This window comes from Halobacillus aidingensis, from assembly GCF_900104185.1.
In the GTDB taxonomy this organism is placed as follows: domain Bacteria; phylum Bacillota; class Bacilli; order Bacillales; family Halobacillaceae; genus Halobacillus; species Halobacillus aidingensis.
Genome location: NZ_FNIZ01000033.1, coordinates 1 through 13308, shown reverse-complemented (window position 1 = coordinate 13308; position 13308 = coordinate 1). Strand labels below are relative to the sequence as shown.

13 protein-coding genes, 2 rRNA genes and 1 riboswitch are annotated in these 13308 nt (G+C 44.3%); of the genes, 6 read left to right on the top strand and 9 right to left on the bottom strand.

The features are described from left to right. The first annotated feature begins 5 nt into the window (after nucleotides 1-5). A riboswitch (purine riboswitch) is annotated at nucleotides 6-107 on the top strand. Between the two features lie 562 nt (nucleotides 108-669). Both BLS23_RS20275 and BLS23_RS20270 read left to right on the top strand, forming a co-directional pair. Continuing rightward, entirely contained in the window at nucleotides 670-1257 is a 588-nt protein-coding gene (locus BLS23_RS20275) for a xanthine phosphoribosyltransferase (protein WP_089654824.1), read from the top strand. Continuing rightward, nucleotides 1254-2546 carry a nucleobase:cation symporter-2 family protein gene (locus tag BLS23_RS20270; RefSeq protein WP_089654823.1) on the top strand — a complete coding sequence of 431 codons (1293 nt, stop codon included), beginning with the start codon at nucleotides 1254-1256 and terminating at the stop codon, nucleotides 2544-2546. Before BLS23_RS20275 ends, BLS23_RS20270 begins: the two co-directional genes overlap by 4 nt. 102 nt (nucleotides 2547-2648) lie before the next feature. On the opposite strand, the gene ytvA is transcribed toward BLS23_RS20270, so the two are convergent. The 3 genes from ytvA to BLS23_RS20255 all read right to left on the bottom strand — a co-directional run bounded on the left by ytvA (nucleotide 2649) and on the right by BLS23_RS20255 (nucleotide 4950). After that, nucleotides 2649-3455, bottom strand: coding sequence for a YtvA family blue-light photoreceptor (gene ytvA / locus BLS23_RS20265; RefSeq protein WP_341845061.1), 807 nt, complete (start codon nucleotides 3453-3455; stop codon nucleotides 2649-2651). Between the two features lie 80 nt (nucleotides 3456-3535). After that, a complete protein-coding gene (locus BLS23_RS20260) occupies nucleotides 3536-4105 on the bottom strand; it encodes a nucleotidyltransferase family protein (RefSeq protein WP_089654822.1) in 570 nt (189 codons plus the stop codon). Further along, a complete protein-coding gene (locus BLS23_RS20255; protein WP_089654821.1) occupies nucleotides 4102-4950 on the bottom strand; it encodes a LysR family transcriptional regulator in 849 nt (282 codons plus the stop codon). The genes BLS23_RS20260 and BLS23_RS20255 overlap by 4 nt, the downstream gene beginning before the upstream one ends. Before the next feature lie 103 nt (nucleotides 4951-5053). Here BLS23_RS20255 and BLS23_RS20250 point away from each other — a divergent pair, with 103 nt between their 5' ends. Continuing rightward, a complete protein-coding gene (locus BLS23_RS20250) occupies nucleotides 5054-6259 on the top strand; it encodes an MFS transporter (protein WP_089654820.1) in 1206 nt (401 codons plus the stop codon). A gap of 278 nt (nucleotides 6260-6537) precedes the next feature. Here the strand turns inward: BLS23_RS20250 and BLS23_RS20245 are convergent, their stop codons facing one another. Together BLS23_RS20245 and BLS23_RS20240 are read right to left on the bottom strand one after the other, a co-directional pair. After that, a complete protein-coding gene (locus tag BLS23_RS20245; protein WP_089654819.1) occupies nucleotides 6538-7011 on the bottom strand; it encodes a GNAT family N-acetyltransferase in 474 nt (157 codons plus the stop codon). A gap of 54 nt (nucleotides 7012-7065) precedes the next feature. Beyond that, nucleotides 7066-7956, bottom strand: a complete 891-nt coding sequence (locus BLS23_RS20240; protein WP_089654818.1) for a LysR family transcriptional regulator — start codon at nucleotides 7954-7956, stop codon at nucleotides 7066-7068. Between the two features lie 110 nt (nucleotides 7957-8066). On the opposite strand from BLS23_RS20240, the gene BLS23_RS20235 reads away from it, so the two are divergent. The 3 genes from BLS23_RS20235 to BLS23_RS20225 all read left to right on the top strand — a co-directional run bounded on the left by BLS23_RS20235 (nucleotide 8067) and on the right by BLS23_RS20225 (nucleotide 10716). Continuing rightward, nucleotides 8067-9059 carry a YeiH family protein gene (locus BLS23_RS20235; protein ID WP_089654817.1) on the top strand — a complete coding sequence of 331 codons (993 nt, stop codon included), beginning with the start codon at nucleotides 8067-8069 and terminating at the stop codon, nucleotides 9057-9059. A 185-nt stretch (nucleotides 9060-9244) separates the two neighbouring features. Then, nucleotides 9245-10147 (top strand): DMT family transporter, encoded by a 903-nt coding sequence (locus BLS23_RS20230; protein ID WP_089654816.1) that lies wholly within the window; start codon nucleotides 9245-9247, stop codon nucleotides 10145-10147. 14 nt (nucleotides 10148-10161) lie between these two features. After that, nucleotides 10162-10716 carry a cysteine dioxygenase gene (locus BLS23_RS20225; RefSeq protein ID WP_089654815.1) on the top strand — a complete coding sequence of 185 codons (555 nt, stop codon included), beginning with the start codon at nucleotides 10162-10164 and terminating at the stop codon, nucleotides 10714-10716. Nucleotides 10717-10746: 30 nt separating this feature from the next. On the opposite strand, the gene BLS23_RS20220 is transcribed toward BLS23_RS20225, so the two are convergent. From BLS23_RS20220 to BLS23_RS20205, 4 genes are all read right to left on the bottom strand, one after another. Beyond that, entirely contained in the window at nucleotides 10747-11898 is a 1152-nt protein-coding gene (locus BLS23_RS20220) for an AI-2E family transporter (protein WP_089654814.1), read from the bottom strand. Nucleotides 11899-11959: 61 nt separating this feature from the next. Next, the gene (locus BLS23_RS20215; RefSeq protein WP_089654813.1) at nucleotides 11960-12871 is read right to left on the bottom strand and encodes a DMT family transporter; all 912 of its coding nucleotides are present in this window, start codon (nucleotides 12869-12871) and stop codon (nucleotides 11960-11962) included. A gap of 111 nt (nucleotides 12872-12982) precedes the next feature. Continuing rightward, nucleotides 12983-13096, bottom strand: a 5S ribosomal RNA gene (gene rrf, locus BLS23_RS20210). Nucleotides 13097-13187: 91 nt separating this feature from the next. Next, nucleotides 13188-13308, bottom strand: a 23S ribosomal RNA gene (locus tag BLS23_RS20205); the annotation flags it as partial.

Below are 13308 nucleotides of genomic sequence, written 5' to 3'. Positions count from 1 at the left end.
ATCCATATCATTCGAATATAAGTTTTCATATAATCGCGGGGATATGGCCTGCAAGTTTCTACCGGTTTACCGTAAATGAACCGACTATGAAAAGCAGTACAAGACACCGGGACTTTCCTGTCCACGGTTTCATTGTTTTTGTCTTCGTCCAGCACGAAAAGACTTGCTTTCCATAGAGGAAACAAGCTTTTCGTGCTTTTTTGTTTCTAACGTTCCCTGAGCTCTAATTGTTCAACTAAATGGCAGGTTTGTGGAAGACTCAGTTTCGAGATGTTTATTGAGTGAATGGGATAATATAAACGATCCCCAGTGATCATTTCGAGCATGAAAGCTTGATGTAGAGCGCTTTATACTTCTTAAAGTGGGAGGGTGGAAGACAATCCAACTTGGTAAAGGGGGGCGTTACTCACATACATCGAATGGGGTGGTTGGGAAGCTGCGAGACTCCCGTGGGAGAAAGGAGATAGGCGAGATCCCACAGGGCGGTAGCCCGAGGAAGCTCGCCACTCCCCCACAGGAAAGCGAGTGGCTTCCCAACCACCCCTGCCTCCTAATATGGCAAACGAACCCCGGATTATCTCGAAACTGAGTTTTCCACAAACGGGAGCTTTTATTGAACAGCAGTAATTGAGCTTACATAAATACTTAACCTAGAAAGGTGTGTTGGATATGGATTGCTTGAAAAAGAAAATCGTAGAAGAGGGGAAAGTTTTATCTCCGTCCGTCATTAAAGTCGATGCTTTTTTGAATCATCAAATAGACCCTGTACTCATGAAAGAAATTGGAGAAGAGTTTGCGAGCCGCTTTAAAGAGTTGGGGATTACGAAGGTGCTGACATTAGAGTCCTCAGGTATCGCACCCGCTCAAATGACAGCACTCAGCCTAGGTGTTCCTGCAATTTTTGCAAGGAAGAAAAAATCATTGACCATGAAAGACCACCTTTACACATCAAAGGTGCATTCATTTACGAAGCAAGAAACAAATGAAATCTCCATATCGAAAGACTTCATGACTGAAGATGATCATGTCTTGATCCTTGATGATTTTCTAGCGAATGGTCAGGCTGCGAAAGGGCTGATTGACCTTATAGAACAATCAGGAGCATCCATCGCCGGTGTGGCGATCGTTATAGAGAAAGGGTTTCAAGATGGGGGCCGCCTTTTACGACGCCAAGGAATAAAAGTAGAATCACTTGCTACCCTTTCATCACTTGAGGGCAGTACGATTACGTTTGAAACACAGGAGGTATCCTCATGAAAACAACTGCTTTAGCCATTCAACATTTGTTGGCGATGTATGCAGGAGCGATTCTCGTTCCATTGATTGTCGGTGGAGCCCTTGGGCTGAATTCAGAACAACTCACTTACCTTGTCGCCATTGATATATTAATGTGCGGGGTGGCTACCATTTTGCAAGTCGTCCGCAACCGTTATTTCGGTATCGGTCTTCCTGTCGTCCTTGGCTGTACGTTTACCGCTGTCGGTCCGATGATCGCCATCGGGGGTCAGTATGGGGTTTCGGCGATTTACGGTTCTATTCTCGTTTCCGGATTGTTCGTCATCCTGATCAGCCGCTTCTTCGGGAAACTTGTCCGATTCTTTCCACCTGTCGTTACTGGGACCGTTGTAACGATTATCGGAATTACATTAATTCCTGTTGCGATTAATAACATGGGTGGTGGCCAAGGGGCTGAAGATTTTGGTTCACCTGCCAATCTTGCTCTTTCCTTTGGAACGCTTTTATTCATCATCCTTCTATATCGTTTCACAAAAGGATTCATGCGCTCCATAGCCATTCTGATCGGTATTTTAGGAGGCACCCTTGTGGCTGCTCTCTTTGGGAGGGTCGATTTCTCAGCTGTCCATGAATCTGCTGCCTTCCATATGATTGAGCCTTTCTACTTTGGGACACCGAGCTTTCATTGGTCTGCCATTTTGACAATGATTTTAGTGGCCATGGTGTCTCTCGTTGAATCTACTGGCGTTTACTTCGCATTAAGTGAAATGACAGAGAAGAAATTGAATGAAAAAGATCTAGCCAGTGGTTATCGTGCAGAAGGAATAGCGATTCTATTCGGAGGTGTGTTCAACGCTTTTCCTTACACCGCTTTTTCTCAAAATGTCGGTCTCATGCATATGACAGGAGTAAAATCCCGCCGCGTTATTTTCGTTATGGGCGCGATGTTGATAGCCCTTGGCTTCATTCCGAAAATTGCTGCCTTTACGACCATCATCCCTACCTCTGTGTTAGGGGGTGCGATGATCGCGATGTTCGGAATGGTCATCTCCCAAGGCATTAAAATGCTCAGCCGTGTCATGTCCGAATCTCATGAAAACTCCATGATTGTCGCTTGTTCTGTGGGCATGGGTTTAGGTGTCACAGTTGTACCTGAATTGTTTGCCAAACTGCCCGAAAGCATACAAATCCTTACTAGTAACGGCATCGTTGCAGGAAGCGTAACAGCCATCGTGCTCAACATCGTTTTCCACATGCTCCCCAAACGCACGACTAAAGAAGTTCACTTATTACACGAAAAGAGCGCTTAGTACCTGACCAGGTCATACAGATATTGGAAAACTCTTTTCGCTGCTCAAACAAAAAAGCAGCACGGCCATTTATTCATTGGCCGCGCTGCTTTTACTTTTCTTTTAATATTGTTCCCTTAATACTTCCAAGGCTTGTTTCACTGTAGCGTATGTCTGAAGGGACAGTTCACTAAAGTCTGCGTAAGGGGCACTTTGAATGGCAAATGTTGGTTTGATTCCTGTGATAACGAGTTTTGTTCCCATTAAATCAAGAAGCTGATTCATCTGATAAATACCCATATGAACCGCTTCGTTATAAGAGTGCACAGCAGACATGTCCAGGATCAAGTAATCCTCTTTCGTTTCTTTCACATGGTGACTGACCGCTTCAAGCATTTGTTGAAGCCTGTCATCATCAATGGTTCCGACAAGCGGGAGCACAGAGATGTTATCCTGTACGGGCACAATCGGCGTCGATAATCTTTTTACCTCTGACAAGTAATGCGCAATCAGTTCTTCCTGTTCCCGACGCTTTGTTACATCTTTTTGCACACCAACGAAATACACCTGATCCATCTGCTCGATGTACACCGGAAAAATATGTAGTTCATTCCAGAACATCGTACCGTCCTTACGATAGTTTCTTATTTCTACTTGCACAGGCGTTTGTTTGGAAAGACCTTCACGAAGCCGTTCCACATGGTTCGGGTTTGTTTCATACCCTTGCAGGAAACGACAGTTACGTCCTAGAATCTCCCATCGTTCATAACCAGTCAGATCCAAAAACCCCTGGTTGCAATAAATCATCGGGTTATCCTCTTGCTCTGGATCCGTTATAACCACTCCAGCACCGACATGATCAATGGCCGCTTTTATAAATTCATTTTGTTGAATCTCTTCTAATCTAGCAAACATGAGCTCTTCCGACACGGTAGAACATCCCCTTCAAGATTGGAACGAATTACTTTAATAATAAAATGAATTCTACCCATCGTGCAAGTGCCACCCTTTTACCATGATAGAACCGTAAGCTCCGGCCAGCGCTTTTTCCATTTCTCAGCCTTATTCCAATAAACTTCTTCTGGTATTAAACGTTTATTCGGACGGATGATTCCTTGAAAAAGATCTTCTAAACCGAAAGGAGCATAAACTTCATACTCACCATTTTGCTTTCGTTTGACCCCAACAGAGGAAGCGGTCGTCGGCCACGTATTAATGGCATCTTGGACAGATGTGTACGGCTTGATCGTCTGATTGAACTTTTTCTCATACCACAGATGAACAAGGGCCTCGTTCGTTACATCAATTGAAAAAGGCAGGTCCATGCAGTCATCATTCCATTGTTTTTCGAGATTCTTTTCTTCCTCAAGCGTCCCGGAAGCGTCAAAATAAAGGATATCTGCATCCCTAATGCCATAGTCTGCGGAATAACCAAATTGATTGTTCCATACGCTTTGAGTGATCACACCAGCACCGATCCAATACTCGTTGCCAGACGAGGGGGAAGCGTCGAAAAGCGGACGGACATAAGGGGTCCACTCATCGATTACCTCGACCAATTGCTTTTCTCTCTTATTCATTCACTCACCCCGTTTCGAATGTGTTCAAGGAACGCTTCAACCTGGGGCAATGCTCTACCTCCCGGCTTCACACATGCCCAAGTTTCCCTGACGATCGCTTGCCCCTCCGTCTCTAATGGCAAACAACTGTAGGCGTCCTTTTCTTCTTTGATGATGCTTTCAGGAAGGACCGTCATTCCGAGCCCACGCTTCATCATTTGTTTGGCTGTTTCAAAATGATCAACCTTGATTGAACGTTTGACCAACATGCCAGGATCCCTTGCCATCCAAGTTTCAATGAGCTTCTGAAAACCTGGATCACTTTTGAATTCAATTAGAGGCCGCTCCCCTTTTCCCATAGGTACGGTATCTAAGAGAAAAAGAGGATCACTCAATAGATGGAAGGATTCGTAGTCTTCGATTGGTCCCCCTCTTACAATGGCAATATGAAAGGAGGAGGCAGATTGTCGTATTTCTTCACTTACTCCTGTGACAAGATCGATCGTCACTTCAGGGAATGCTTGTGTGAAAGATTGTAAGACATCAGGAAGAAAATGTTGGCTGTATAAGGAAGAAGCTCCGAGTGAAAGCGTACCGGCTACTTTTCCTTCCACTTGTGCCAATTTTTCTTTCAACACACCCTCTTGATGGAGCACATGCTTGGCATGAGCAAGGACAACTTCCCCGAAAGGCGTTGGAAGCAATCCTTTCGGTGTACGGAGGAAGATTTGCCCGCCCAGGTGTTCTTCTATGTATTTCAAACGCTGTGTAATCGCAGGTTGGGAGATTAAAATAGATTTTGCCGTTTTTCGGATGGTTCTAAATTGATTTAAATCGAGTAAAAGATGATAATCATTGACCTTCATCGACAGCCCCCCATAAAGATTCCTTATCACTTTTTATTATAATACAATATTATCCAAATCACTAAAAAAAGAGTACGATAAATGTAGATAGAGGAGGGAGAACATGGACAGAGCAAATACAAGAAAACTGATGAGTGGTTATTTTTTATATGAAAGTGGTCGCGCGATGTACTTCGTCCTTATTACGTGGTTTTTATATCAATGGACGGATGATGCTTTGTACACAGGGTTGTTCGTAAGCTTCGGATTCATTCCCGGACTTTTTTCAAATGTCATCTTCGGAGTTCTGGTCGATCGCAGCAACCGAAAAAAACTTGCGGTCCTGGCGGGTGTTATAAGCACCATCTGTTTGGTTTTGTTAACAGGAGCATTTTGGGGAGGGGTCGAACATCCATGGTTGATGATTACCGCCCATATGATCATGCAAACGGCTGGATCATTATTCCGCCCGTCATTACAAGCTCTTGTGGCTGAAGTATTTCCAAAAGACTCCCTTCCTCGAATCTTTTCCTGGTCAGGCTCCTCTACTGTTGCAGGAAGTTTAACAGGAGCGGCTGTCGGCGGGGTGTTGGCCGGACTTGCAGCCGTTGAAACCTCGTTGTCTGTTGTCATCCTTTTATATTTGGGTGCTACAGTAACGACCCAGATGATTCGTTACACGCCGGTCGAATGGAAAAATCGCAGTGACTCTTCCTCCTTTTGGGATGAGATGAAAGAAGGATTCGTTTATGTACATCAAAACCGGATACTTTATGGATTGTTCATCATGCTTATGCTCGGACAGCTCACCTTCCACACGACTCTAGGATTTTTAAGCGTCTATACGAGTTCACATTTAAAGCAGTCTGCGCTCGTCTACGGAATGCTCGACAGCACGTTCTCCATCGGCGGCATAATTGCTGGACTTATTGGAACATGGTGGTGGGCAAAGTGTCAGAACCGCATCGGGATATGGTCGCTCCTGCTGACCGCTGCAGGGCTTGCAATCGTCAGTTTTACTACCCTCGTTCCTATGGCTTTTCTCGGCTTTCTTTTCATCGGCATGGGTACATCATTTGTGCGTGCACTTTTGCAGTCTGTACAGCAAATGGCAACAGATTCCCGTTTTCATGGCCGCATGTCCAGCTTGCGCATGCTTTGCAATCAAACGTCAGTCGTGGTGGCCGGCCCCATCTTCGGTGTTCTTGCCTCTTCCCATGGAGCCCCTGCCGTTTTCCTCTGCCTGCTCATTTCGGTGACAGGCGGGGTCTTTTGGGCACATATCCAATCCAAACATCCGATATTCAAACAGATAACGAAACCGGCTTAAAAACGCCCAGCAAAAAGGTATGCTTCTCTATGTAGGAGCATACCTCGAGTGGTGTTATTCAGCTCTGCTTATCTCGTCTCTTCCTTCGGTGCGCGGTATACCTTCTCGACTTCAACTCCCAGCGTCTTCAAATAGTCGACAATCTGGTCTAGTCTCTTCATTTTTTCACCTCAGTATTTGAAATAAGATTTGGCACAGAAACACATCCATCTTCATTACGAACGGGACTGTACAAACGTTTCAACTTTTTCTATAAAAGACGATACCCGTAGTTCCAACTACTTATGCACCTTTTTGAACATTTGCACATTTTTTATCGATATTCCTCGAATCCATTTCACCTGTTCCTTCTTAATGGCATATTCTCGCTTTTGAAAAAACGGTCTCGCGACGGCACTCGCTTCGGTCGTAAGCACCTTCACACCTTCTTTCATTGCCTGTTCCTCTAAAAGGTAGAGCATTTGAGTGGCCACACCCTCCCCCTGCCTTTCTGAGGCTACATACAAAAAATCGATGTGAGGACCAACAAGGCTGGCAAAACCTATAATGTTGTTGGAAGTGTCCTTTGCGACAAGTGCGTAGGCATTAAGAAAACGTTCATGAAAATGGGGATGATTTTTAACCCCTTCCGCCCAAGCTATCAACTGCTCTTGGGTGTAAAACCGGGGAGAAATGTTTAAGATCGATGTTTTAACCATCCTAACCACATGACTAAGATCTTCGTTCTGTAATCGTTCGATGGACCAAACCAAACTTCCCTCTCCCTTCTATCATAACAAAGCCCCGTCCAAATGAATGTAATGGTTTTATGACAATTCATATAAATCCATGACGTGCTGAATGAAAACTTGAGCATCTTCTGTGATTTCTTCTTCATTGGAAGGGGTGACGATGGAAAAGGATCGCGTTGTCGAGTGAATATATGGAAGGTTCATGATCAACTCAGCAGCATCCGTGTGTTCCACGACTGTTTTTGAAATAAAAGAAAGGCCCAGACCTTCCTTCACTCCTTGGACGACTCCATGGTTGCTTCCAATCGTAATCGTCTTTTTCGGTCGGATGTTCGATGATTCCAACATATAATCAAGCATAGCTCTTGTCCCCGATCCCCCTTCACGGGTGATCCACGTGTGGTCCTGTAGATCTTGAAAAGACACCTCTTTACACTTTCTTAAAGGATGGCTTTCAGGAACAATCACGACCATTTCATCTTCCACGAATGGAATGGAACTCAACCCCTGCTCCGTCACTTTTCCTTCCACAAGTCCTAAATCAAGCTCATGCTGCTGCACTTCCCTGTTGATTCGTTTAGAATTAGCAATTCGCACCTGCAATTCGACCGCTGGATACATGTCATCAAAAGCTTTTAAAATCGAAGGAATGATATATTCTCCCACTGTGTAACTCGCACCAATATGGATATTCCCGCCCACCTGCTCGTGGAATTGCTTCACTTCATTCTTGGCTTTGGCCAGCAACCCGAGTACCTGTCTCGCCCTCCGGTAAACCATCTCCCCTGTAGGCGTCACTTCAAAATGTTTCGGTGAACGATCAATCAGCGATGTTTGAAAAAAACGTTCCAGATTTTTGATATGCGCACTAACCGTAGGCTGCGACAAATTCAAAAGGGCAGATGCTTTCGTGAAACTTTTTTCGTCAATGGCTGTGATGTAGGTTTTCAATGCTTCTATATCCAACAGAACCGCTCCAATCATCAGTTTTTTCTATGATTAACATTATAAAGTTTTATTTTACGAATAACTAGCCGGAGCGTATGATAGATGAAGGAAACAAAGGAGGTACATCAATGAATCACACTTCTTATCAACCTCTTCTAAAAGGAATCGGATTTACAGCCATCGTTGCAGCTGTAGGATTTCTACTCGCAATGCTTCCTCTGTTGAATCAAGTCGGTCCTCTTGCGACAGCCATTCTCCTTGCTGTTTTGTACCGCCATTTTTTTGGTTATCCAGAAAGCATTCGCACAGGAATCCATTTTTCAGCAAAAAAATTATTGCGACTTGCGATTATTTTGTTCGGATTAAAATTAAATATCAATGTTATCCTTCAAGAGGGCTTTCCTCTTTTATTAAAAGGAACGGTTGTCATCGTGTTTGCGATCGGCCTTATGCTCTTTTTAGCAAAACTCTTTAATGCCGACCGCTCGATGATGGCACTGCTCGGAATCGGAACAGGTATATGCGGTGCATCAGCTATTGCTGCGGTCACTCCCATTTTGAAAGCCAAAGAAGAGGACACAGCCATCAGCGCAGGTGTCATATCCGTAGTCGGTACGTTATTCGCCATTGTATACACCCTCATCCGCCCCCTTCTCCCGGTAGATGCAGAAGCTTACGGCATGTGGGCGGGAATCAGTTTACACGAAGTGGCGAACGTTGCCCTTGCCGGAGAACCGGCTGGAGATGAAGGTCTAGGAATGGCGCTTGTCGCCAAGCTCAGTCGTGTCTTTCTTCTTGTACCGTTCAGTCTGCTTTTGATTTGGTTTATGAAAAAGAAAGGAACAGAAGAAAGCCGTTCATCCATTGCTTTCCCATGGTTCCTTGTTGGTTTTATCCTGATGAGCCTATTCGGAAGCTTTGTGAATGGATCCGTTTTTACGATGCCTGCAGAAGCCATGAATGCCATCTCCACACTAACTTCTTTCATTTTGACGATGGCCATGGTTGGTCTCGGTCTCAGTGTAAGTTTACATGATGTTAGACACCGGGCTTTAAAGCCAATGCTCTTATTGATTGTGACATCCATTTTGCTCTCCGTTCTCACATACTGGATCATTTGAAAAAGTCTAAGGATTCCTTAGACTTTTTTTATTGGCCGACACTTCCTGTCTAACGATCAGAATATTCGTCGAAAAAGTGTCACTCCACAATCGTTTTGTTACGATAGAATAGAGTCTCGGAGTCTCATGCTTGTCCTTTTCCCGCATATAGTGAAAGGAGACTATATGAGGAAAGGACACGGTCTATGAGTTCCCCATCGCGAATCGGCGCTTCTCTCTATGCATTTCTCTCCATTACCTTCTGGGGTGTGTCTTTCGTTTCCACCAAAGCCGTTTTAGGAAAATTGGATCCCTTTTCCCTGCTTGTCATCCGATTTGGAATTGGGTCGATCTTTTTATTGATGATGATACTTCTATTCCAATACCCCTTGAAAATACATATAAAGTATCTTCCGCATGTACTCATCTTTGGGGTCCTCGGAGTATTTGTTCATCAAGTGATCCAGGCGACAGCCCTGCTGACCATACACGCATCCGATGCAGGATGGCTGATTTCGTTTTCCCCGGTGTTTACCGTCTTTCTGTCCTTCATAATCTTGCAGGAAAAGCTTACCCTGAAGAAAGCTTCCGGAATCACGATAGCCGTCACAGGCGTTTTGATTATCACAACCATCGGGAGCGGTCATGCTTTTAGTTTTTCCTTAAGCCTCGGCTATTTTCTTATGATTTTAAGCACTTTGAACTGGGCTGTCTATTCCGTGCTCCTAAAAAAATTATCTGTCCCTGTACCTTCTCTTGTCCTGACCTTTTATATGAGCACCACAGGGTTCTTTTTGACGCTTCCTTTCTTCATCAGGAACCATGGGCTGGACCAAATACGTTCACTCTCACCCGAACACTGGGCCCATCTACTTTTTCTCGGCATTTTCGTATCGGCCATCGCCTACTGGTATTGGGCGAAAGCATTAGAGGTGATGCAAGCAACACAGGTCTCTGTCTTTCTCTATTTTGAACCATTGGCTACACTAATCGCTGCCATCATTCTGCTGAATGAAAAGTTCATTGCCTCCTCTCTTTTCGGAGGCCTTTTGATCATTGCAGGTGTGATGCTCGTCCAGGGGAGATTTTCATTTAGGAAACATTTTTAATAAGGAGGATGTCTATGAGGATGATCAACCGTGTCGAGGAAGCGTTCAGAAATCTTGATGAACACTCACCCGAAAAACTGAAAAAAACATTGATCGAGCTTGGAGTTACTTTAGATGAGTTAGCCCCCTATTTGCAGGACCCTGAAGGCAAGCCCTATTACCGCCAAATGATATACGAGGATGATCACGTGGAAATGATCGTCATGAATTGGGCAGATATTGAGTGTGCGCCTCACGATCACGGTCATTCCACAGGTTGGATCCAAGTCATGAATGGGACGACTAAGCAAACGGTTTATCAGGCTCACGGCGAAGCATTGCCTTCTCCTCTCTTCACAGAATTCAAGGACAATGGGAGTCTTTTTTTCGCTCCTAAGAAAGGGATTCACAAAATGGGCAGAGAAGGTACAACACCACTTGTGACCTTGCACGTCTATTCTCCACCCATCCGTGGCATGCGCGTTTATGACCTCGAAACCTGTGCTGCCTGCGTCGTATCCAGTGACTGCGGGGCATGGTGGCCGGAAGAACAGCGGCAGCGTTTGAAAGAAATTAAATTACAAAAATAAAGAAGGAAGTGACTGAGCTCACTTCCTTCTTTATTGAATCTTATATTGATTCTCTTCCTCTACAAACCGGTTATACCGCTTTTGGAACCAGTAATAGAGGTGTGATACGATCACCTTCAGAATCGCGTAGCCAGGAATAGCTAAAATGATCCCGACGATTCCAAATAAATGACCTGCCGTCAATAAAACAAAGATGATGGTGACGGGATGAATGTGCAAACTTTTCCCCATGATTTGCGGGGATATGAACTTCCCTTCCAACAACTGTACAATCGTCCAAACGACGACAAGTTTCACAACCATAAAGGGTGAAGTCACAATAGATATAATCAACGCAGGTGTAATCGCTATGACAGGCCCTAAGTATGGAACAACACTTGTCACACTAGCGATAGCCGCGAGTAACAAAGCATACTCCAGTCCGATAATCAGAAAGCCGATGTACATCATAATACCGATGCAAAAGCTGACGATGATCTGTCCTTGAATATAAGCCGACAGTTGATGGTCAATGCCTTTGAATACACTGGATACTTCTGGACGGACCTTCGGCGGGAACATCCTTATGATAAATGACGGGAGACGATGCCCATCTTTCAACAAATAGAAGAGAATGAACGGCAATGTCACAAGCGCTACGACTACATTCGTCACGGTTGAAATGATATTCGTGATTCCTTCTACGGTCTCAGAGGCATAAGAAGAAATATAATCAGGAATCTGATTCAACATTCCATCCACGTCTTCAAATAGATTCGTATAATACGCTGAAAAAATTGAATTCCTTAACCACTCATCGATTGTATTAATCAAATCTTGTAAATAACGAGGCAACTCTTCAGCCAGACTGATCAACTGCTTTTCAAGAAAGGGAATAATAAGGACTACAAGCATGGTGATAATCCCCACCAGCGCTAGAAGGGTAATCAAAATCCCCCATATCCTTTTTATTCTCCATGATTCAAGCAAATTGATGATCGGCCGTAGTAAATAATAGACGACAATAGAAAGAATTAACGGCAAAGCTACCGTTTTAACAAAAACTAAGAAAGGATCGAAGATAAATCCTACACTTGAAAAGACGAGGATGTTCAACCCAATCAGCAAGAGTACTCCTAAGATGAATAAAAGTTTCCGACCTCCGAAAAAGCGGATGACCGGTGTGGAATCCCAACGGTTCATAAGCATTTCCCCTCAACTGCATCGTTAGTCACATTCTATCACACTCATAAAAAAACGAACCTTAACTTGCTTTCTTCCCTACAAATGAGCGACTCACACGTTGTTTTCTCGTAGACAGATATACACCCGCAAAAATCACACCAAGACCAATAATCAACTGACTTGTGACCGGTTCACCAAGAAGCAGGTGCCCCCAGAAAAGAGCGGTCACCGGAACAAGGTAAGTAACCATACTTGCAAACTCGGCACTCCCTCGATCGATCATATAATAGAAAAGTAGATGAGCGATTCCAGAACCGACACAACCTAAACCGATCACGCTGATTGTAAAAGTAACGTTCATATTTTGCCCGATAGAGATGAGCAGTGCAGGTTGTGTCCATAGAATACCTGTTAGACCAACCATCGCTCCTACGAGAAGGGCAATGCTCGTCAGAAGAATCACATCGAATCCACGTAAGTGCCTTCGTGTAAAGTGCGAAACAAACCCATAGCACGAGGTTGCAAGAATCATTGTCCCAATACCGATGAAGTTATCGGGGCGTATATTTCCAAACTCAAAACCGGTCAATACCAGGATGCCGATAAAACCGATAACAATTCCACTCCACTGCCATCTGTTTAACAAAACCGAGAATACAAGAAAACCAATCAAACCTGTCATAATTGGAGTCGTTGCATTGAGAACTGCCGCGGTATTACTGGTCACTACGGTCTGACTCAAAGCAATCAGACCCCAGGGAAGACCCGCATTGAATACACCGACAATAATCAATACGCCCCAAGGGATTGATTGGGGAAGCTGATGTTTCCTCCACTTAATAAAAACCAACGGAAGAAGAATCACAGCTCCAGCAAGACATCTTAAAAAAACAGTGCCCCACACCCCGGCTGTGCCGATCAGATTTTCTATAAAAACAAAAGATAATCCCCATATCAAACTTAAGGAAAGTAGAGCTCCGTACAGTTTCATCGTTATCATCCCCTTCCGCTCATGTCAATATTTCTATACTTTACCAAATCCAAACGAAACGCACAATACAAAAATAACCCTTCAGGATTATTCCTGAAGGGTTACGAAATGATGTGGCGGCGTCCTACTCTCACGGGGGTAAACCCGACTACCATCGGCGCTGAAGAGCTTAACTGCTGTGTTCGGCATGGGAACAGGTGTGACCTCTTCGCCTTCACCACCACATCAATATAAAGTTTGAGGTGAACCCTCAAAACTGGATAAGGAAACATCTTGTTTGAAAGAGTACAATCTTTTCACGAATGATTTTTATCAGATAGATAAGTCATCGATCCATTAGTATCCGTCAGCTCCACGTGTCACCACGCTTCCACCTCGGACCTATCAACCTCATCGTCTCTGAGGGATCTTATTTGCTTAAAGCAAAGGGAAATCTC